General features: G+C 46.5%; 20 protein-coding genes. 11 read left to right on the top strand and 9 right to left on the bottom strand.

Annotation, left to right across the window (positions count from 1 at the left end; genetic code table 11):
* Nucleotides 1-443 precede the first annotated feature (443 nt).
* The 9 genes from Q0323_RS08995 to glmU form a co-directional block, all read right to left on the bottom strand.
* Nucleotides 444-2,525, bottom strand: a complete 2,082-nt coding sequence (locus Q0323_RS08995; protein ID WP_298053697.1) for a TRAP transporter permease — start codon at nucleotides 2,523-2,525, stop codon at nucleotides 444-446.
* Between the two features lie 8 nt (nucleotides 2,526-2,533).
* Entirely contained in the window at nucleotides 2,534-3,475 is a 942-nt protein-coding gene (locus tag Q0323_RS08990) for a TAXI family TRAP transporter solute-binding subunit (RefSeq protein WP_291937906.1), read from the bottom strand.
* 232 nt (nucleotides 3,476-3,707) lie between these two features.
* Entirely contained in the window at nucleotides 3,708-4,406 is a 699-nt protein-coding gene (truA, locus tag Q0323_RS08985; RefSeq protein ID WP_298053781.1) for a tRNA pseudouridine(38-40) synthase TruA, read from the bottom strand.
* A 604-nt stretch (nucleotides 4,407-5,010) separates the two neighbouring features.
* On the bottom strand, nucleotides 5,011-6,042 hold the full coding sequence (locus tag Q0323_RS08980) for an LptF/LptG family permease (protein WP_298053694.1): 1,032 nt from the start codon (nucleotides 6,040-6,042) through the stop codon (nucleotides 5,011-5,013).
* Entirely contained in the window at nucleotides 6,035-6,790 is a 756-nt protein-coding gene (locus Q0323_RS08975; protein ID WP_298053692.1) for an A24 family peptidase, read from the bottom strand. The genes Q0323_RS08980 and Q0323_RS08975 overlap by 8 nt, the downstream gene beginning before the upstream one ends.
* Before the next feature lie 160 nt (nucleotides 6,791-6,950).
* Nucleotides 6,951-7,280, bottom strand: coding sequence for a hypothetical protein (locus tag Q0323_RS08970; RefSeq protein ID WP_298053689.1), 330 nt, complete (start codon nucleotides 7,278-7,280; stop codon nucleotides 6,951-6,953).
* A 319-nt stretch (nucleotides 7,281-7,599) separates the two neighbouring features.
* Nucleotides 7,600-8,277: a polyprenyl diphosphate synthase gene (uppS, locus tag Q0323_RS08965; RefSeq protein WP_298053687.1), complete on the bottom strand. Its 678-nt coding sequence runs from the start codon at nucleotides 8,275-8,277 to the stop codon at nucleotides 7,600-7,602.
* 3 nt (nucleotides 8,278-8,280) lie between these two features.
* Entirely contained in the window at nucleotides 8,281-9,462 is a 1,182-nt protein-coding gene (gene coaBC, locus Q0323_RS08960) for a bifunctional phosphopantothenoylcysteine decarboxylase/phosphopantothenate--cysteine ligase CoaBC (protein ID WP_291937896.1), read from the bottom strand.
* A complete protein-coding gene (gene glmU / locus Q0323_RS08955; protein ID WP_298053683.1) occupies nucleotides 9,455-10,756 on the bottom strand; it encodes a bifunctional UDP-N-acetylglucosamine diphosphorylase/glucosamine-1-phosphate N-acetyltransferase GlmU in 1,302 nt (433 codons plus the stop codon). Before glmU ends, coaBC begins: the two co-directional genes overlap by 8 nt.
* Nucleotides 10,757-10,907: 151 nt before the next feature.
* On the opposite strand from glmU, the gene Q0323_RS08950 reads away from it, so the two are divergent.
* The 11 genes from Q0323_RS08950 to mnmE all read left to right on the top strand — a co-directional run bounded on the left by Q0323_RS08950 (nucleotide 10,908) and on the right by mnmE (nucleotide 21,716).
* A complete protein-coding gene (locus Q0323_RS08950) occupies nucleotides 10,908-11,777 on the top strand; it encodes an EamA family transporter (protein ID WP_298053680.1) in 870 nt (289 codons plus the stop codon).
* 64 nt (nucleotides 11,778-11,841) lie between these two features.
* Nucleotides 11,842-13,023: an efflux RND transporter periplasmic adaptor subunit gene (locus tag Q0323_RS08945; protein ID WP_298053677.1), complete on the top strand. Its 1,182-nt coding sequence runs from the start codon at nucleotides 11,842-11,844 to the stop codon at nucleotides 13,021-13,023.
* Nucleotides 13,024-13,045: 22 nt separating this feature from the next.
* Nucleotides 13,046-14,974 (top strand): MacB family efflux pump subunit, encoded by a 1,929-nt coding sequence (locus tag Q0323_RS08940; protein ID WP_298053674.1) that lies wholly within the window; start codon nucleotides 13,046-13,048, stop codon nucleotides 14,972-14,974.
* 13 nt (nucleotides 14,975-14,987) lie between these two features.
* Nucleotides 14,988-16,346, top strand: a complete 1,359-nt coding sequence (locus tag Q0323_RS08935) for an efflux transporter outer membrane subunit (RefSeq protein WP_297941932.1) — start codon at nucleotides 14,988-14,990, stop codon at nucleotides 16,344-16,346.
* Nucleotides 16,343-16,696 (top strand): hypothetical protein, encoded by a 354-nt coding sequence (locus Q0323_RS08930; RefSeq protein ID WP_298053672.1) that lies wholly within the window; start codon nucleotides 16,343-16,345, stop codon nucleotides 16,694-16,696. Before Q0323_RS08935 ends, Q0323_RS08930 begins: the two co-directional genes overlap by 4 nt.
* A 75-nt stretch (nucleotides 16,697-16,771) precedes the next feature.
* Nucleotides 16,772-16,906 carry a 50S ribosomal protein L34 gene (gene rpmH / locus Q0323_RS08925; RefSeq protein ID WP_005873223.1) on the top strand — a complete coding sequence of 45 codons (135 nt, stop codon included), beginning with the start codon at nucleotides 16,772-16,774 and terminating at the stop codon, nucleotides 16,904-16,906.
* Nucleotides 16,894-17,229 (top strand): ribonuclease P protein component, encoded by a 336-nt coding sequence (gene rnpA, locus Q0323_RS08920; protein WP_366939569.1) that lies wholly within the window; start codon nucleotides 16,894-16,896, stop codon nucleotides 17,227-17,229. The genes rpmH and rnpA overlap by 13 nt, the downstream gene beginning before the upstream one ends.
* The gene (gene yidD / locus Q0323_RS08915; protein ID WP_298053669.1) at nucleotides 17,226-17,570 is read left to right on the top strand and encodes a membrane protein insertion efficiency factor YidD; all 345 of its coding nucleotides are present in this window, start codon (nucleotides 17,226-17,228) and stop codon (nucleotides 17,568-17,570) included. The genes rnpA and yidD overlap by 4 nt, the downstream gene beginning before the upstream one ends.
* Nucleotides 17,570-19,213: a membrane protein insertase YidC gene (yidC, locus tag Q0323_RS08910; protein ID WP_298053665.1), complete on the top strand. Its 1,644-nt coding sequence runs from the start codon at nucleotides 17,570-17,572 to the stop codon at nucleotides 19,211-19,213. The genes yidD and yidC overlap by 1 nt, the downstream gene beginning before the upstream one ends.
* Complete coding sequence (locus Q0323_RS08905; protein WP_298053662.1) at nucleotides 19,210-19,965, top strand: Jag N-terminal domain-containing protein; 756 nt, start codon at nucleotides 19,210-19,212, stop codon at nucleotides 19,963-19,965. Before yidC ends, Q0323_RS08905 begins: the two co-directional genes overlap by 4 nt.
* A gap of 2 nt (nucleotides 19,966-19,967) precedes the next feature.
* Entirely contained in the window at nucleotides 19,968-21,716 is a 1,749-nt protein-coding gene (mnmE, locus tag Q0323_RS08900) for a tRNA uridine-5-carboxymethylaminomethyl(34) synthesis GTPase MnmE (protein WP_298053660.1), read from the top strand.
* Nucleotides 21,717-21,743: the final 27 nt, after the last annotated feature.

Here is a 21,743-nt window from a genome sequence, read left to right as displayed (position 1 = left end):
GCGCCTCGCCCTGAAATTTAAGTCGTCGCCGCACAGCAGAGCATTTGAAATTTAGAATCTTATGAGAGCGGTGAAGCTTTGCGGTGCATTATGTTGTGCATCAATGTAGGTTAAATAAATTTCATTGCTAGCGAGATTGATTGTACTGCGTACGTTACCTGCCGTATTCCGTACAATATGTTAAAAGTTACTACGAAAGGTTCGCATGCCGTATTTACTGCGCTCGCCCATGCATGATGCCGCATGTGTACTGGCGTGCTACACTAGATAAATTGAAACCGAGTTTGCACTAAATTTAAACTCAAGTTGCCGCCATGTCGTAAATCTGCTGAGATTAAATTTAAAGAAAAGATCTGATCTTAATTTAAATCTAGGCGCAAAAGGGTAAAATTTAATAAGACCCCGCAAAGTTATCCTAAAATTTAGCGAGATCAAATTTGGATTTACGCCGCAGGCACGTTATTTTCGGCGTGAGTATCGCTAGAGTCTTTGGGCCTTAAAAGCCACTGCTTTGCAAATATCAGCGCGTAGATCGCAGCGCCGATGCCATAACTTGCGTATTCGCTTGGGATAAACTCTATAAATTTCGCGCAGATATTAGGCACCAGCATTAGCGGCGTTACTAGTAGCAATAGCAGGCGCTCTATCGGGTTACATTTAGTTACGAACCAGCCCTGAAGTGAGGAGCTGAAAGCAAACATACCCACGATCGCCGTGGCAAAAATCAGCACGATTTGTAGTGGATCGCTGATCCAAACGATGCTCTTTGAATCCATCGGATCGCCGATGCTTTGGATCAAAAGCAGCTTGTTGTTGAAAAAGAACGCAAACGGAAGCACCGCGGTACGCAGATCATACACGAAGCCCTGAAGTCCCACAGTTACGGGATTTGCCTTTGCGATACCCGCGGCGGCGTATGCGGCGATGCCCACCGGAGGGGTATCATCGGCTAAAATTCCGAAATAAAATACGAAAAGATGCACTGCGATCGCAGGGATCAAAAAGCCGTTTTTGCCCGCTAGTATCAAAATCACTGGCGCAATCAGGCTTGAAACGACGATATAATTCGCCGTCGTAGGAAGTCCCATGCCCAAAATCAGGCTCATTATCGCAGTCATCAGAAGTATCAATACTATGCTATTTCCTGCGACTGCTTCTACGAGCTCTGAAAGAACCTGCCCCAGCCCGGTAAGCGAGATCGAGCCGATGATGATGCCCGCTAGCGCGGTGGCAACGGCGACCGTGACCATGTTTTTAGCAGCACCCACCATAGCCCAAAAAATATCGACAAAACCGACGATAAAATCGGACTTGCCAACCTTTTCGCCAAATATCGTTTTTTTAGCGGGCTCTTGTACGATCATTATTAAAAATAGCACGCAAATCGAGTTAAATGCTGCAGAGATCGCGCTTTCTTTCAGAATCAATAGAGTAAAAAGAAGCACCAAAATCGGTATTATGTAATGAATGCCGCTAAATATAATTTTTAGCTTTGAAACCTTGGCGTAATCGCGGCTGCCGTGAAGTCCCAACTTGCAGCTTTCCAGATGCACGATAAAAAATAACCCCGCGTAGCAGACAAAGGCGGGGATCACCGCCGCGATCATTACATTGGTGTAGCTCATGCCTAAAAATTCCGCGATGATAAACGCCGCAGCGCCCATTATAGGCGGCATTAGCTGCCCGTTTACGCCGGCGGCAACCTCGATGGCGCCAGCCTTGGTGGCGGTAAGCCCCGCTTTTTTCATTAGAGGGATCGTAAAGGTACCCACCGTCACGACGTTTGCGGTTGAGCTGCCGCTTACCATACCGGTTAGTCCGCTGGCGATTACGCTAGCCTTAGCAGGCCCTCCGCGGAAGCGACCCAAAATCGCAAACGCTACGTTTATAAAATACTGTCCCGCTCCGGCTCGCTCCAAAAGCGCACCGAATAGCACGAACAGATAGATGAAGCTGGTGCTGACCCCTACCGGCACGCCGAATACGCCCTCTGTCGTTAAAAACATATGCCCTGCAAGTAGTTCAAAGCTTGCACCGCGGTGCGCGATGATATCTGGCATATAGGGGCCGAAGTAACAATACAGAAGAAAGGTAAAAGCGATAATGCCAAGCGCTGGTCCCATCATACGACGACCTGCTTCAAAGAGTATGAAAATTCCGATAAAGGCTGCTACGATATCTCTGGTTAGATAATTTCCCGGGCGCTGCGCTAGCCCGTTAAATTCTATCGCAGGATACAAGATCGCGGCGACTCCGACGATTAATAAAATATAATCGTAAAACGGGATGTAAAAATGTGCCTTAGAGCGCGGGCGAAACGGAAAAAGCGAAAAAATTATAAAAATGGCGAACGCCAAGTGGATTGAGCGCGCGATATTCGTATTTAGCGTAAAATACGCGATGTAAAGCTGAAAGACCGACCACGCGAAGCAGACCAGCGTCACGAGCCAGAAGAGCTTTTTAGAGGTAAATTCTCTACTCTTTACCTCTAAAACCTGCTCGTCGTTTTGTGTAGATTTCTCCATCAACTAGCCTATTTCAGCAGCCCGGCTTCTTTATACACCGCCTCTGCCGCAGGATGAAGCGGCGCACTAAGCCCCTCTAAAAGAGATTCTTTGCTTACCAAATTTAACGCAGGATGTAGCTTTTTATACTCGTCGAAATTATCAAGTATCGCCTTAACTACCGCTCTAACCGCTTCGTCGCTTTGGCTAGCGTCAGTTACGAGTACAGCCTTTACGCCGATAGTCTGCGTATCGTGATCTACCCCGTCATACATTTTTGCAGGTATCACGCCTTTGGCAAAATACGGATATTTTTCTAGAATTTTTTTAATATGCTCATCGTCGATGCTAACTAAGTCGATAGGAAGCGAAGTCGCCGCATCAGTGATATTTGCGGTTGGATGTCCTACGACGTAGAAGTATCCGTCGATCTTTTTATCTTTTAGCGCCATAGGGCATTCTTGCGCGGTTAAGACACCGTGCTGGGCGAGCTTTTTAAGATCAAAGTCGTAATTTTCAAAAACTATCGTGCTGGTTAGCTCGTTGCCGCTGCCCGGGTTTCCGATATTGATCTTTTTGCCTGCAGCGTCGCCGTAGGCTTTGATGCCGCTCTCTTTAGAAACTACGAAAGCCAAAAGCTCCGGATAGATCGAAATTACGGAGCGTAAATTTTTATCCGCCGCACCTTGGAATTTGCCCGTACCGTTGTATTTATCATAGACGACATCGCTTTGAACGAAGCCGAAATTTAGCTCTTTTTTAAGCACGTTATTGACGTTATACGTCGAGCCGCCCGTCGATTGCACGGAGCATTTCATATTTTTATCCATATTTACCAAGCGGCAAATCGCGCCGCCTACGGGATAATAGGTGCCGGTCATACCGCCGGTGCCGATATTGATGAACTCCTTAGCGCCTGAAACGCTAGCTAGTAAGGCCAAACCGGCCAAAGCAACAGAAAATTTTTTCATCTTTGCTCCTTTTTGAGTTAAAAGTTTGAAAGTATTGCTAAATTTCTATAAAATTCTAATAAAAATAGATCGAATTTCGCGCAAATTTACGATTTTACACATTGTGGCGCAGGTGATTTAATATCAAGTAGCTCGGTGATCTGCTCTGATATGCAGGATTTTACCGCGATAAAATTCTAAGCTTGAAATCCAAACGTCTGGAGATAAAATTTAACGCTATAAATTTCAAGCCTTAATAACTCACGCTGCTAAGATACAGCCCGTTCGGCGGAAAGGGGATTCTGCTAAGAGCTCGCGAGAAGCTGATCTTGCGCCCGCTCTGCACGAATTTTAGGGCGTTTGCGACCATCAGCCGCACCTGCGCTCGCAAAAATCCATTGGCTTTAAAATTTATCAAGGTTAAATTTCTAAAAGAGTAGGCGCGCGCGACGTAGAGCTCGCGTACGGGGCTTTTTATGTCGCTGCCGCTTTTCATAAACTCGCTAAAATCGTGCTCGCCGATAAAATTTGCAAGCGCAGCATTGAGCGCGGCAAGATCTACGCGCGGATAAAACACGCAAAAATCGCTAAGAAAGGGGCTGGGGCGTCCGTGGTTTAAAACGTAGCGATAGGAGCGCGCCACGGCGTCGTAACGCGGATGAAAATCGCGCGGCACCGGGCTGATGTGTTGCACAAAAATATAGGGCGCACAGTGGCGGTTAATAAGCTCTTTTAGGCGCGGCAGCTCCCAGTGCACGGTACATTCGACGCAGCTTACCTGGCGCAGCGCGTGCACCCCTTTATCGGTGCGCGAGCTGCTGATAAGCGGCGCAAAGATCCCCACGCGCCCCAAAGCCGCGCGCAGCACGTCCTCGACGCCGCGCCCGTGAGGTTGAGACTGCGAGCCGCTAAATTTCGAGCCGTCATAGGAATAGACGAGCTTGAGCTTCACGCGCTCGGAGTTTACGCTCGCTGCGAAGGTGCACGCATCTGCAGTGGTATTTGGCAGGGTGTTTATTTTGCCGATTTGCGCAAGTTCGCTCGCTGCGAAGTCGCTTGCGGGCGCGCTTTCAATAATATTTTTGAGTTCGGACGCGCTTGCGAAGGTGTTTGCGGGGGCATCTGCTATGCGGGCGGCGTTTGCCCTGCAAGCGTCTGCGGGACTTGTGCAAATCTCTTCTATGCTTGCCGCGCAAATATCGGAAGCGGCGGTATCGGCGGAATTTTCGCGGGCGGAATTTAAATTTGCCGCGCGCGCGGTCTCTTTGGCGCGAACGGCGTCCGAATTCCGCCTGACGCTTTCGTGATTCAAACCGCAATCGGGCGCAGTATAGGCAGCTGTATCGCTTGCCGAACTTACAAGAGCGGAATTTTTAAAATTTAAAAGCTCATCTTTTGAAACAAAGCCTTGCTCGTCGTTTTGCGCTTCATACTTTAAATTTACGCCACGCAAAATTTCAGACGCGTTAGGCTTGCTTGCCAAAATTTTATCCGCTAAATTTTGAGCGGACGAGCTTTTATTTAAAATTTCGCCGCCGCAAAGCTCGGAGCCTTTTTCAGTACCTCGGGGCAATTTTGATCCTGTAGTAAAACAACGAGCCGATAAGTGTAACGCCGAATGTCACTGGAAGCGCGATGCTTGGGTATTTAGAGAGCAGCATGATCATCGCGAAGTAGCTAAAAAGCACGCCGAAGATCCCCGCGTAAACGAAACCCTTTTCGTAGCGATAGGTCACGATGCCGAGGCTTAGCGCAAACAAAAAGCTCGCTAACGGAAAGAGCGAGACGAGGGTGTAGATGCTAAATTCCTTCCTGCGCTTCTCGCTGCCGCTCATATCGCTCCAGTATCCGATCACGCCGCCTCCGCCGCGGATATTGCGGTCGCTTTGCGTGCGTAGGGTTAGGCTTTCAAACTCGCTTACGTGCCACTGCTCGCCGCCCATCGTGTAAATTTTGCCGTCGTGCAGCATCGCCGAAAAGCTCGCGTTTTCGTTTTTAAACTCTCCGCTGCGCGCTACGATCATCCGCTCGTGATCCTGCGAGCCACCCGGATTATACAGCACCAGATCCTTATACAGCGTGCTTGTGCCGTTGTTTTCCTGCGAATCGATAAAAACGAGCCAGTCGGAAAATTTCTGCCCGAATTCGTTGGATTTGATATTTAGCGTCGCGCTGATCTTTTTGTAATCGATGAAATTGTCCTTTAAATTTTCGGCTATCGGCATCATAAAAAGCGATACGAAAAGTAGCGCCAAGGAACACAACGCGGCGCTTATGCCGAAAAATAGCGCGATCTTGCGCGTGGCGTAGCCGATTGTAAATATTACGATGGTTTCGTTCTCTTTAGAGAGCCTAAAAAGCGAGATGCTAAGCGCTACGAAAAACGCGATCGGCACCGTAAATATGAGGATGCGCGGCAGCATGAAAAGATAGAGTTTTACGAGCTCTGAAAAATTTATCTCGATAAACGACGTAATGCGCGCGATCTGAAGGAAAAATACGATCGACATTATGATAAAAAGCGTGCTAAAAAGCGACGCGAACGAGCTTACGAAATTGCTAAATAAATAGCGCTGCACCCTATCCATAAATGACGTCCAGAAGCCTTAAAATTTGATCTTTGAAGATAAAGGTAAGAAGTAGCCCCATCGATAAAAACGGCACGAACGGAAGCTCGTAGCCTCTTTTGTGCGCGATGAGATACGCAGGCAGCGTCAAAATCGCGCCGATGTAGATCGAGATGCCGCCCAGCTTCCAGCCCAAAATTGCCCCCATAACGCCCGCGATAAAAATATCCGCGCTGCCCATCGCTTCGCGCTTTAGCACGAAAGTAACGATTAGGCGCAGCGCGAAAAATATCGCCGCGTATCCCGCCGCCGCGCCAACGCCGCTAAGATCAAAATCATACATCAGCGTATAAGCAAGCGAAAGCGCCGTAACTACGTAAAGAAGGCTCTCGGGCACGGCCTTATACTCAAAATCGATCGCCGAAAGCGCCATAAGCAAGATAAAGCAAAGCCCAAGCACCGCGGCTTTTGCAAGATCGGGCTCGCCGAAATACGCCGCAAGCGCAAGCGCGCCGCCTAAAAGCTCGACGATCGGGTAGCGGATCGAAATTTTGGTTTTGCAAAAGGCGCATTTGCCGCCCAAAAAGAGCCACGAAAGCAGCGGGATATTGTGGTAAAATTTTAAAGCGTGAGAGCATTTGGGGCAGTGCGAAGCGGGAAAATTTACGCTCTGTCCGCGCGGCAGGCGGTAGATCAGGACGTTGCAAAACGAACCCACGCAGGTGCCGAATACCGCAAAAATCACGCCGTAAACGATATTTAAATCCATCTTTTTCCTTTGGAGCTTTAACTTTTTAAAATTTAATCAAACGCTTTATGGTAGCGAGAAATTTCTTAGTTTTCATTGATTTTTTGCCTCTCGTAAGGGAAAAATTTTACGAAAATCGCCGCTGCGCCTACGCAAAATAAAATGGCTATGAGCCCTGCGATTAGCGGCTTGTCGTATACCCCATATAATCCGCTAAAATTAAAAATCCCGCCACCAGTATCACGGCGTCCAAAAGATCGAAGTTCAAAGTATCTACGATCCATAAAAACATAATATATGCGCCTATCCCGCTGCCTGCGGATGCCAAAATACCCATTTTATCGGGGATGATGGCAAACGCTAGCATAAAAAACAGCAGCAGGCAAATGTAGACCGCCAGTATAAATTTCTTTGGTTTTTTATACACGCTGCCGCATCTTGGGCATCTTAGAGTTTTCATCGGCTTTTTCGTAAGCTTTTTGCCGCAACCACATTGTATGTAGTAGCTCATGGCCTTCCTTTCGGTCCTTGCGTGAATGGGCGGCGTGATTTTAAAATTCCTGCCGCGTTAAATTTACCGCGCCTCGTAACACGGCTCGCGCTATAGCTTTAAATTTAAAAGGGCGAAATTTAAAATTTCTATGGTGTCGCGCGCCTGCGTATTAAAAATTTTAAATTTTATGGCGCCGTAAATTAAAATCCTGAAATTTTAAAATTTCATGGTATCGCGAGCGCCCGCGGATTAAATTTTAAAATTTATCGCGTCTAAGCGGCTCTGCAAAATAAAATTTTAAAATTTAAAGCGACCGTTAGAGCGACCGCGACGCAGCTCAAAGACCGCCGAAGCGGCGCTGTTTGCGGCGGAAATCATCCACTATGCGCGCAAGCTCCTCGCGCGTGAAATCGGGCCACAGCGTCGGCGTAAACGCAAGCTCGGCGTAGCTCGCCTGCCAGAGCAAGAAATTAGACAGCCGCTGCTCGCCGCCCGTGCGCACCAGCAGATCCACGTCGCCGCTGTGCGCGGTATCTAGATGTGCGCCGATGCCCGCTTCGCTTAGTCGCTCGCCGCTTGCAAGCAGCCGCTCGCATGCTCGCACGATCTCGTCTCGCGAGCCGTAGTTGATCGCTAGGTTAAAATTTAGCGCTCGCCCGTTTTGAGTTAAATTTGAAAGATATTTGATCTCGCTTCGCAGATCGCCCTCAAAAGCCGATATATCGCCAATCGGATAAAATTTTATCTCGTTTTGGATAAATTTTTCGCGGCGCGAAATTAGGAATTTTTGAAGCAGTTTCATCAAAAATTCCACTTCGCTTTTCGGGCGCTTCCAATTTTCGGTGCTAAAGGCGTAAAGCGTGAGGTTTGCGATGCCTTCATCGATACAAAACTCGCAGATCTGCTCCACGACCTCCGCGCCCGCTTCGTGCCCGCCGGTGCGCAGTAGACCGCGTTTTTTCGCCCAGCGCCCGTTGCCGTCCATCACGAGGGCTAGATGATTTAGGCTATTCACGGATCAGATTTTTTTCAGCTCAGCCGCGATTTTTAGGGCGACTTCGTCCTTCGGCGCGGTGTCGATTACGACCTGATCGTTTTTCGTGATAAAGGTGACCTTAAGGACGTCGCCGCCGAGCTTGATGATGTCGTCCAGCACGTTTAGGCAGACGGCGTCGAGATGCTTTTCGTTAAGCATGCGTTTAGCCTCGCCGACGGCGTTTTCGCGGTCGGTTTCGAGTTTAAAGCCCACTTTTTTGATATTTCCGCGCACGGAGCTTAAGATATCCTCGTTTTCGCCTAGGCGTAAATTCCAAATTTCGCCGATCTCGGCTTTTTTCACTTTGTCTTTGTAGCGCACCTTTGGCGAGTAATCGCTTACCGCGGCAGCCATTATCAAATATGCGCCGTCGGGAAATTTTGTGCTGTCAAGCGCCGATTTTAGCCCGATAGTGCTTTCAAATTTAACGAGCTTGTACGGTAAATTTTCATATTCGTTGCTAGAGATCAGCGTCACGTCCGCGCCTAGGTAAAACAGCGCGTCGGCAATCGCTTTGGAGGTTTTGCCGCTGGAAAAATTCGTAATGCCGCGCACGCTGTCGATCTTTTCGATCGTCGCGCCTCCGGTAATGATGACGGTTTTATCCTCCCAAAATTTATCGTTGTAAAGCGCGCGCTTTAGCGTCTGCATGATCGCCTCGGTGCTCGCTAGCCCGCCCTTGCCGGTGTCGCCGCAAGCTAGAGTTTTTTCTATCGGATCCACAAAATACGCATTTACGCTTGCTTTTAGCATATCAATGCAGTTTTTCGTGATGTTGTTTTCAAGTAGTGCGGGGTTCGCGGCCGGTGCGATGACTACCTTAGCGTGGGCGAAAGCCGCGTTTAGCACCTCTAAAAATACGTTGTCGCAGACGCCCCACGCAAGTTTGTTTATCGTATTTGCCGTCGCAGGCGCGATCAAAACTAAATCCACCTTAGAATAAGCGATGTGGTTAATGCCCGCCTGCCAGTTTTCGTTGGCTTTGCAAAGTACCGGGTGATCGCACAGCGCCTCGAATGCCTTGTAGCTGACAAACTCCTGCACGCCGTCGCTAAGCGCGACATAGACATCGAAATTCGACTTTTTCAGAGCGGATAAAATTTCAAACGCTTTGTAAAAACTTATACTCCCGCAAACCGCCAGTAAAACCTTTTTCTTACTCATCTTCGCTCCTAAAAAATTTATGGAAAAACCCATCTTTGTTGATTTGTTTACTTCGGCTGATCGCCAGCGCGCCGCTCGGAACATCGCTTGTTATCGTCGTGCCCGCAGCGATTATGACGTCGTCGGCTATCTGCACGGGCGCTACTAGCTGCGTGTCCGAGCCGATAAAGACGTTTTTGCCGATTATCGTTTTGTATTTTTTCTTGCCGTCATAGTTGCACGTAATCGTGCCGCAGCCGATATTGCTGCCCTCATCGATCTCGCAATCCCCAAGATAGCTTAAATGCCCCGCCTTGATTTTGTTTACTTTTGCGTTTTTAAGCTCGACGAAATTTCCGATATGAGTGCCTATAACTTCGCATTTTGGGCGCAGATGCGCCATCGGGCCGATATCGGAGTTTTTTACGATGCTATCTTCGATGACGCAGCCGCTTTTGATGAGCGAGCTTTCGATCACGCAAGGACCGATGATACTTACGTTTTCTTGCAGCTCGCACTCGCCGATAAATTTTGCCCTGCTATCGATGTAGATGCTTTGCGGTAGGCGCATCAAAACGCCCTGCTTCATCAAATTTTCTTTGATCTCGTTTTGCATTAAATTTTCGGCGATGCTGAGGGCAAATTTATCGTTTATGCCCATGAAGCTTTGCTCGTCCACCCACACGGCGGCGCATTTTAAGCCCATATCTTTGGCGATTTTGATCGCGTCGGTGAGGTAGTATTCTTTTTGCGCGTTATCTGGTTTGATCTGCGGCAGAATTTGTTTCAATGCCTCGCTTTTGAAGCAGTAGCAGCCGGCGTTTGCGTCTTTTACCGCCTTTTCTTCCTCGCTTGCGTCCTTTTGCTCGACGATCTTTAAAATTTCGCCGCCGCAGGTAATTACGCGGCCGTATCCGAAAGGATCGCGCGCGCTAAAAACGCTTAAATTTACTTCTGCGTCCCCCTCGCAGAGTTTGCGAAGCTCGGCGCTTTTTACCAAAGGCATATCGCCGCAGATTATGAGCGTTTTTTTTCCGCGGATTTCGACCTCTTTTAACCCGCCCGCAGTGCCTGGGAAGCGCTCGTGGTCTTGTTTGTAAATTTTAGCGTTTGGGAAGTGTGCTAGAACCGCGCTTTTAACCTCGTCAAATTGATAGTGTAAAATCACGCTCACGTCGTTTGAAATTTCGTAAGCTTTCTTTAGGATGTGGATTATCATCGGCTCGCCGCAAAGCTCGAAAAGAACCTTGGCTTTTTGCGACTTCATCCGAGTGCCCAGCCCTGCGGCAAGAACTATAACCGAAACGTCGTTCATTTTTACCCTTAAATTTCAAAAATCGGATAATTTTAACACATTTAAAATAAATAAAAACCTAAATTTATGCTGCGTGGGCGAAATTTAAATCCCAAATTTAACTAAAATTTTATAAAATGTCCGCCTAAATTTTAAAGCTTAGGCGGACGTTTTGAAAAAACTGATTTTGGTTACTTGTATTTGGGCTTTTAGTTTCTCTTTGATAGGCGAGTTTTTGCGCGGCATAGACAGCGCGTATTTGGCATTTTCGCGCGTATCGTTGGCACTAATTTGTTTTTTGCCATTTATGAAATTTCGCGGCGTAAATCCCACTTTAGCGCTTAAAATTTGCGCCGTGGGCGCCGTGCAGATCGGCGTGATGTATATCTTCTACTACCGCAGCTTTGCGTATTTGAAGGTCTATGAAGTGGCGCTTTTTACGATATTTACTCCGTTTTACGTGACGTTACTTTACGACGCGCTTAAGCTTAGATTTCGCGCGTTATACCTTTTCAGCGTCGCAGTCGCGGTGCTAGGTGCCCTGGTGATAAAATTCGGCGCGATAAATTCTGAGTTTTTGACGGGTTTCTTGCTCGTACAAGGCGCAAATTTATGCTTCGGGCTCGGGCAGAGCGCGTATAAATTTATGCTGGAGCGCCACGGCTTTAGCGAGCAGAAGGAGCTTTTCGGCTACTTTTTCATGGGGGCCACCGCCGTTACGGCGATTGCCGCGATCGTGCTCGGGGATTTTTCTAAATTTAATCCCAGCTTCTCGCAGGGCGCGGTGATCGTGTATCTGGGTACGGTAGCTAGCGCTTTGGGGTATTTTTTGTGGAATAAAGGCGCATGCGAAGTCGATAGCGGCGTGCTTGCGATTATGAATAACGCGCTCATCCCCGCAGCGATCGTCGTAAATTTAGTATTTTGGCAAAAGGACGCCGATATAGCGCGCCTGCTTGCGGGCTCGGCGCTGATTTACGTTTCGCTAATTTTGCATAAAAAGATTATGAAATTTTACGCCCTGCGCGAGCAAAGAATTTAGTATTTAACTAAAATTTTATATTTTTACATTAGAATTAGCTCTTATTTTATTTGAAGTTGGCAAAATGAAAAAAACCTTGAAATTTATCGTCTCTATCGTACTTATCTTTATTGCGATATATTTTTTATACGGTAAATTTTTTAAGCAAGAAGAGGCACCGAAAGCCCTCACCACAAGGCTTGAGAAGGGCAGTATCAGAGGCACGGTGACGGCTGCGGGAGAGGTTTATGCCAGGGATTTGGTAGACGTGGGCGCGCAGGTAAGCGGACAGATCAAAAAGCTCTACGTCAAAGTGGGCGATAAGGTTCAAAAAGGTGATATGATCGCACAGATCGACTCGGTTGCTCAAGAAAACGAGATCGCGCAGCAAAAGGCGCAGCTTCTGATCCACGAAGCAAATTTGGCTTCTGCAAAGATCGTCGCGGCAAACGCCAAAACGCAGTATAACCGCGAATTGCAGCTGTATAAAAGAAACGCCGCTTCCAAAGAGGCGGTGGAAAATGCTAAAAATAGCGCCGCTTTAAAAGAGGCCGAGCAGAAGCAGATCGAGGCGCAGATCGAGCAGACCAAACTTCAGCTAAGCACCGCGGAGACGAATTTCGGCTACACCAAGATCACGGCTCCGATAAGCGGTACGATCGTTTCAATGCCGGTAGAGGAGGGCAAAACGGTAAATTCCAACCAAACCACGCCTACGATCGTAAAGATCGCCGATCTAAGCAAGATGGAGATCAAGATGCAAATCGCAGAGGGCGATATATCCAAAGTAAAGGTCGGAATGGACGTAGAATACTCCATATTATCAGATCTGGATAATATCAAAAAGGCTAAAATTTACAAGATCGACCCCGGTCTTACTACGCTTAGCGACGGAACTTACGATAAAACTTCCAGTGGCTCTTCATCCTCCAGTAGCAGCGACAGCGCGATCTATTTTTACGCAAAGATGCTCGTAGACAATGAAAATGATTTTTTAAAAATCGGAATGACGACCGAAAACAACATAATCGTAAGCGAAGCGAACAATACGAGCTACCTACCTACCTCCGTTATCAAGCGCGACGCGAAAGGCGATTACGTCACGGTGCTTAACGGCAAAGAGCCCGAGCAGCGATACGTAAAAACGGGCGTCAGCGACGATTTGAATACTGAAATTTTAAGCGGTTTGGATGAAAAAGATGAGGTGCTTATCGCTGACGGAAAAGCCGCACCGTTAAATATGGACGGACCTCCGATGGTGTTTTAGTTAAAATTTTATGGTGTTAAAGATGCTAGAGCTTAAAGATATAAACAAAAAATTCATTCTCGGCGATAACGAAATCCACGTCCTAAAAGACGTAAGTTTAAATATCGAAGCGGGCGAGTTTATATCGATAATCGGGCAATCCGGAAGTGGGAAATCGACGCTGATGAATATAATCGGCTGCATCGATACGCCAAGCAGCGGAAGCTACAAGATCGAATGTCGCGAGACCGCGAATTTAAGCGGCGACGAGCTCGCAGCACTTAGAAGTAAAAAATTCGGCTTCGTCTTTCAAAAATACAATCTCATCGCTACGATGGATGCGACCGCAAACGTCTCGCTGCCTGCGGTGTATGCGGGCGTAGGGGCGAGCGAACGGACGAAACGGGCGGTGGAGCTTTTGGATAAGCTGGAGCTTGGGGATCGCATTAAAAATTTACCGAGCAAGCTTAGCGGCGGGCAGCAGCAGCGAGTAAGTATCGCCCGCGCTCTGATAAACGGCGGCGAAGTGATTTTGGCCGACGAGCCCACCGGCGCGCTTGATAGCAAAAGCGGTGAGACGGTGATGCAAATTTTAACGGCGCTACACAAAGAGGGCCACACCATCATCATAGTTACGCACGATGCGCATATTGCGGAATTTGCGGATCGTATCATCGAGATAAAAGACGGTAGAATTTTAAGCGATAAAAGAAAGGCGGAACGGGTTTTTGAGCGCAAAAAAGAGGAGATTAAAACGAAAAATTCCTTTATATTTTGCAAAGATCAGCTCATCGAAAGCTTTAAAATGTCGATTAGCGCGATATTTTCGCATAAACTAAGATCGATTTTGACGATGTTAGGCATCATCATCGGCATCGCGTCTGTTATCTGCGTAGTAGCTCTTGGTAAGGGTTCGGAGGAGAAAATTTTATCCGAGATCCGTAAAATTGGCACCAATACGATCGATATCTTTCCCGGTAAAAATTTCGGCGACGTGCGAGCAGGCTTTGTGAGCACCCTTACGATAAGCGATTCTAAAGTTTTGGCGCGCCAGCCCTACGTCGATTACGCTACACCAAATGCTTCTGCAAGCGGTACGGCAACATATGCTAATTTAAGCTCCAAGGCTCAACTGCGCGGCGGCGGCGTGAATTCTTTGGCAGTTAATGGCATAGATATAGAGGATGGTAGAAATTTTAGCGACGACGATATTAAAAATTCTGCCTCTGTCGCGATTATCGATCCAAACACTAAAAAAACGTTTTTTAAAAATTCCGATCCTATTGGCAAGACGATTTTATTTTCGGGTAAGCCACTTAAGATCATAGGAGTTTCGGGTAAGGATGAGAACGCCTTCGGAAGCAACGAAAATTTAAGAATTTACGCGCCGTACTCAACTGTGATGAATAAAATCACGGGCAATCGAAAAATCAGCTCTATCACCATCAAAATAAAAGACGATGTCAATACTCAAGTGGCTGAAGAGAGCCTAACTCAGCTACTTATCCAAAGACACGGCTCGCGGGATTTTCATACGATGAACGCAGATACTATCAAACAAACAATACAAAGCACTACCGGCACGATGACGATTTTGATCTCATCGATTGCGGTTATCTCGCTCGTCGTCGGCGGCATCGGCGTGATGAATATCATGCTCGTAAGCGTTACCGAGCGCACGCGCGAGATCGGCATCAGAATGGCGATCGGCGCGAAGCAATCCAATATCTTGCAGCAGTTTTTGATAGAGGCGATCTTGCTTTGCTCGCTGGGCGGAGCTTTAGGAATTTTAATCGCTTTGGCGCTTGGATTTGCGTTTAATACCATAAGCCCGGATTTTGCGATGAAATTTACTACTGCGCCCTTCGTGATCGCCTTTGCGGCGTCGTCCGCGATCGGTATAGTTTTCGGCTATTTGCCGGCAAGAAACGCCAGCAGATTAAATCCGATAGATGCTTTAGCACAAGAATAAACAAGGAGAGAAAATGATAAATTCCAAAGTAATTTTAAGCGGCATTTTAGCTGTTTTTATTGGCGGTTGCGCCTCAAATCAAAGTGAGGTCGAATTTAAACCTGTAGAGCATTTCAAGGACGAAAATGCAAGCTATGAAATCGATACGCTGTGGTATAAAAAATATGGCGAATCGTACCTAAATAAGCTTGTAGATCAAGCCCTTGCGAATAACTACGATCTAAAAACAGCGGCTTTAAATGTTGAGAGTGCTTATGCAAATTTAGGGCTAAGCAGGGCTGATCTTTTTCCTACGCTAAGTAGCTCGTGGAGTGCGGGCGCTAATCGCGACATAAGCACCGGCTCGAATTGGAACAAAACCTATAGTTCGGGCTTTAACGTAAGCTATGAGCTTGATCTTTTCGGCAAGATCCGCTCGGCGGTAAATGCCGAGGGCTGGAACGCTAAAGCCAGCGAGTTTGACCTTGAAAATACTCGCCTGACTCTTATAAATTCTGTCGTAAGCGGCTACTTTGAGATGCTTTATCTAAACGATTCGCTAAAATGGACAAAACAGAATTTAAGCGATTACCGCGAGATCGAAAAAATAATCAAGGCAAAATACGATTACGGCAAGTCCGAACAGCTTGATTACAGGCAGATTCAAAATTCTATTCTAGGGCTTGAAAACAAGGTATTAAGCATTCAAAAAAATATTGAGGATAATCATAAATATATGAGAAATCTCATCTCCTCCAGCTTGCAATTTGATGATAACACAGATTCAATAAATTCCATAGAATTCCAAGGCGTTGATCTAAATGTACCTTACACAGCGCTTGCTAACCGCCCCGACATTAGAGCTGCGATCGCTAGGCTAAATTCCAGCTTTTACGACGAACAGACCGCTAAGTTAAATTTCTTTCCTAGCGTGAATTTGGGCGCAGGGCTTACTAATGGGCAAGGCGTGAGCGCTAACGATAGCTTCAAGCTAAATTTTTTAAGTGGCAACGTAAGCATAAGTCTGCCGTTTTTGGATTATGCGAGGGTTGAAAACCGCCTTAAAATTTCAGAGATCGCTTTTCGCAAAAACGTCGTAAATTACGAACAGACGCTCTCTAACGCTACGAATGAGGTGCTAAATTTATATAGAATTTACCAGATCAATCTGGCTAGCCTTAAAAATTTAAGCGCTGCTTACGATGAAAAGGCGCGCATTGCCGATCTTTACGCCGCGAAATACGAAGCTGGCTCAAGTGAGCTGAAGGATATGCTAGAAGCCCGCACCGACGCCGTAAATGCCAAGATAAACGAGCTAAATCAAAGATATTTGACGCTTCAAAACGAGGCAGCGATCTATCGCGCAATGGCAGGCAAATTTAAACGCAAATGAAAAAGGCTTTGATATTTTGGCTGCTTTGCGGCGCAATATTTGCTGATTCCACGGCACTAAGCGCGCAAGATGACTCAGTAAGCTTTGGTGCCAGCGCTTACGTTGCGAACGATAAACAATCAGAATTTGAGAAAAACCATAATGAAATTATGCTAAATCGTCAAAAAAATGAACTAGATAGGCAAAGCCTGCAAAATAATTTGCAACGTGAATCAAAAGGCGTAGGCGACCACGATGATTTTTCGATGAAAAAACAGCCGATGCAAGATATCAAGGAGCGAAACAATAAAAATGAGCAAGACTTAAAACTGCGCCGTAAAAAGCTGCAAGGCGACGCTTATCGGCGCTAGGGCTGCTTTTGTTTATCGGTTTTTAAGTAAAGTTTCTATAAAATCTCCGCTTTACATTTTCTTAAAGGAACAGTTATGAAAAGAACGTACCAACCCCACAATACCCCTAAAAAGCGTACTCACGGCTTTCGCGTCCGTATGAAAACAAAAAACGGTCGCAGAGTTTTAAGTGCAAGACGCGCTAAAGGCAGAAGAAGATTGGCTGCGTAGGCGAATTTGCTGCAATAAGCGATAGCAGGGTTTTTTCGGAGGTTTATAAAAGTGCAGCAAAGTGGCATTGCGAATGCGCCGTCGTGTATTTTTTGGCGAGCGAGCAACGCAGATTTAGCGCGGTCGCCAGCAAAAAAATAGGCAATTCAGTTACGCGAAATTACGCTAAAAGGCGTTTGCGCGCCGCGTTTTATAATCAAAAAGACGCCATTGTTAGCGGAATTTTTATATTAATCGCAAAAAAGCGGATCGTAGATATGAGCTTTGAAGACATTGAGCGAAATTTAAAATGGGCGTTTAAAAAGATCGGCGCAGTAAAATGAAGAGATTTTTTATAGCCGCGATCGGGTTTTACCAAAAATTCATTTCGCCCGCGTTTCCGCGCTGTTGCCGCTACTATCCGAGCTGTTCGGAATATGCGCTTTATGAGTTTAAGTTTAACGGCGCCTTTGGCGCGCTCTGCGCTGTAACGGCTAGAATTTTAAGATGCAATCCGCTCTTTAGCGGTGGCATAGATTATCCGATAATCGCGCAAAATTTTAAATTTTGCGTATTTTCAAAAGCCTGCGAAGGCGGCTTTAACGCGCGCGCGCAGAAATTTAAGCTTTGGTTCATACCATATAAAAAAAATAGATATTACGTCATACGACTAGGAGAAAAATAGTGCTAGATAAACTTCCTCAATCAAAGCGCCTTGCTATCGCAATAGCAACTGCGCTCATATTTTTCGTAGCTTACGATCATTTTTATTTATCAAAAATTCGCGCCGCTATGGAGGCAAACGCAACCGCAGCGCAAATCGCGCAAAAAAATGCCGCCAAGTCCGCTCCGCAAACTACCGCTGCTGGCGTGAGCGCGCAGGGAGCGAATTTAAATACCACAAATTCCATCTCTGCACCGTTAGTGCGCGTGGTTGGCAAAGAAGCAAATTTCACGATCGACGGGCTCGGTCGCATAAGCTCGTATGTGCTAAATGATGCTAAATTCCGTGACGAAAACGGCGATGCGATAAATTTAATTGATCCTAAATCACATTCTAAACCGCTTGAGATGCGCTTTGAGGACGCGGCGTTGAATGCGATGGCTTTCGATACTCCTTACAGCGCCTCATCTAACGAGCTTGACGTACGAAACGGAGAGGCTAGTGTTACATTAAGTCAAAGTTTAGGCGCCGTTAGCATAAATAAAATTCTTACCTTTTATCCAAATGGTAGTTATAAATTGGATCTGAAGTTAAGCGGCAATGCGCATTATTTTATCAGCCCCGGCTCGCGCCCGAACGTAGAAGTAGATAGCTATACGGTTCACGGCGTCATCGTTGGAAAACCGGGCGAAGCTGGAATTTCAGATAAAATCACTTCATTTTTTACGGGCTCGCAGGCTATAAACGAAAGCGTAGAAATTTTTAAAGATGGCGACGTGGATAAAAACGAGCGAATAAGTGGCGCAAATATCGCTGCGAGCTCGGATCGTTATTATACGACGCTATTTTACGGAGAGAGCTTGAATGCGACCGTGACTGACGCAGATAAAATTTCGCAGGTTTTCATAGGCTCAGACGGCGATCTTAGTCTTACGGGCTATATCGGCGCGAAAGATCACGCAACGCTAAGCTCGATAAATCCTACTCTTACGCACATTATCGAATACGGCTGGTTTACCTTCATCGCTCGCCCGATGTTTAAATTTCTAAACTGGTTGCACGGCTATATCGGTAACTGGGGCTGGTCGATCGTAGTGCTTACGCTCATCATCCGCCTAATCTTATTCCCGCTAAGTTACAAGGGAATGCTATCTATGAATAAGCTAAAAGATCTGGCGCCTAAGATGAAGGAACTTCAGGAGAAATATAAGGACGATAAGCAGAAGCTGCAGATGCATATGATGGATCTGTATAAGAAAAACGGCGCCAATCCGATGGGCGGTTGCTTACCGATCCTGCTTCAAATACCGGTATTTTTCGCGATCTACCGCGTTTTGCTTAACGCGATCGAGCTAAAGGGCGCTGAATGGGCGCTGTGGATCCACGATCTGTCGCTTAAAGATCCATATTACATCCTGCCGATTACGATGGGAATTTTGATGTTTTTGCAGCAAAAGATTACTCCGACTACATTTACCGATCCGATGCAAGAGAAGATGATGAAATTCTTGCCTCTTATTTTTACGGTATTTTTTGTGATGTTCCCGGCGGGTCTTACGCTATACTGGACGGTCAATAACTTCTGCTCCATTATCCAGCAATATGTCATCAATAAAGCCTTTGCTAGGCATAAACAAGCTCAAATAGCGGAGAAAAAATCATGATAATTGAAGCAGAAAATTTAAAAGACGCATATAATAAAGCAGCAGCTGAGCTGGAATGCTCAGTAACGCAGCTTAACGTGCGCGTACTGCAGCATCCAAGCAGCGGATTTTTGGGCTTTTTTAAGAAAAATGCCATTATAGAAGCGGTTTTGGAAGGGGAGAAATTTAGCGAAAATCCGGAATTTAACGCCCCGCAAAATAAAGTCGGCAAAGCAGAGAAAAAGCAGGGCGATAAATCAGAGCCGCAAAGTCCGCGCGCCACGCATTCTAAACATCGCAAAGAAAAGCAAAAGGGCGTTGTGACGGATGAAATTTTATCCGATATCAAAGAGAAGCTATCTGCACTTTTTAGATCAAGCGAGTTTAATATCGAAGTTAGCGATGTTAGCAAAATCGACGAAAATACCGTCTATATCAAGCTGCAAGGCGAGGATAGCGCGCTTTTGATAGGCAAAGAAGGACACCGCTACAAGGCACTTTCGTATATGATTTACAACTGGATCAGCATCAGATACGATCTTGCTGTGGTTTTTGAAATCGCGGAATTTTTACAAAATCAAGAACGATTTATCGATTCTTATGTAAATGCACTCGTAGAGCGCTCCGGAAATGAGCGTATTGTCACGAAAGCTTTTGATGGCGCATTTATCAAAATCGTAGCCGACAAGCTAAAACAAGCATATCCGGATCGTTTCGTGGGCATAAAATCCACGCGTAGCGGCAAAATCGTCATCGTAGACGAAAAAAGCTAATCGTGAGCGAGACTATCGCCGCTATCGCTACGGCTCACGGTATCGGCGGAATTTGCATAGTTAGAATTTCAGGCGAGGAAGCGCTATCTATCGCCCTAAGCCTTTCACATCGCAGTTCTTTGCGCCCTCGCTATGCTACGCTTGTAAATCTTTTTGACGCGAGCGGCGAAGCGTTCGGCGAGGCGATTTTGATATATTTTAAAGCTCCGCATAGCTTTACTGGTGAGGATGTCGTAGAAGTGCAGACCCACGGCGGCTTTACGGCTTCGTCCTTGGCGTTAGATGCCGTGCTGGCTCTGGGCGCGCGCATAGCAAATCCGGGCGAGTTTAGTAAGCGAGCTTTTTTAAACGGTAAAATGGATCTTAGTAAAGCGGAAGCCATAAGCGATCTGATTAATTCGCGCTCGCAAAGTGCGGCTAAAGCTTTATCGCGCAGCCTGCGAGGCGAGCTAGCAGACTTCGTCGCAAATCTGCGCGCGGCTCTGGTTAAGACGCTAGCTTTTGTCGAGGTTTGCATCGACTACGCGGAGGACGATCTGCCTTCTGATGTGCTGCAAAACTCGCAAGAAATGCTTAGCCAAAATATCGCTTCGCTAGAAAAAATCACTCGCATCAGCCGCAGCCGAAAGGGGTTGATCGAGGGCTTTAAAGTAGCGATTGTGGGTAAGCCCAATGTCGGTAAATCAAGCATTTTAAATTCTATGCTGAGCTTTAGTCGCGCTATCGTGAGCGACGAAGCGGGCACTACGCGCGATCTCATCGAAGAAAGCTTGCAAATAGGCACCCATCTAATCCGTATAGTCGATACTGCAGGTATCAGACACAGCGGCTCAAAGCTCGAAAGTATCGGCATTTCATATTCGCTTCGCGCTGCAATCGAGGCGGACGTGATTTTGGCAGTGTTTGATGCAAGTCGCGAATGGGACTCCGAGGACGCGCAGATCCTAAAAATATTGCGTGAACAAAAAGACAAAAAAATCATCTACGTTTTAAATAAATGTGACCTGCCTCGTAAATTTCATCCTAGCGTGGAGGATCTTGGCGAGGATTTAGAGGCTTTTTCTGAAAAAAATTTCGCAGTCAAAAATCCCATATCAGAGAATTTCACAGCCGAAAATTTAAAGCAAAGTCGGACCTGCGATGTTTTTTTAAATTCCTGCGCGCAGAATTTAAAAGCTAAAAATTTAAAGCGTGACTTAAGCGCGCAAAATTCTACTTCCACAAATTCCGCGCCTACAAGCCAAATAGCTCTTGCGAATTCCATAAATCTGGTGGGGCAGAATTCCGCCGCAAAAGCGGGACTAGTGTCGCCAAATACCGAGCGCGTTACTGCAAGCTGTGCTGCGGGGAATTTTACTCAAGATGATTTCAAACAAAATTCTGCAAATTCCATCGCGCCTAGTAGCTCTGCAATAAATTCCGCTAAGCAAACTACCCAAGCAAATTCCATTTTTACGTCACTTGAAATTTCTGCAAACGAGGGTGTGGATAAAATTTTAACCGCGCTTGAGAGCTACTTAAATTCTCAAAATTTCGATGGTCTTATGCTGAGTAATGAGCGGCAAATTCTATCTTGCGAGAGCGCGCTTGCGGCTCTTAAAAATGCGAGCGAGCGCCTGGCTTGCGGCGAACTTGAGCTTTTTGCATTTGAGATAAATCGCGCGATTGAGGCGATTGCACGTATTTCGCGTCCATTTGAGCGAGACGAAATTCTAGACGAAATGTTTAGCAATTTTTGCCTCGGTAAATAGCGTTTTAGCTACTAATTAGCCAAAATT

Source organism: uncultured Campylobacter sp., assembly GCF_938030145.1.
Lineage (GTDB): Bacteria > Campylobacterota > Campylobacteria > Campylobacterales > Campylobacteraceae > Campylobacter_B.
Note: the sequence above shows the minus strand (reverse complement) of the source record. Positions and strands in the feature narration are given on the sequence as shown.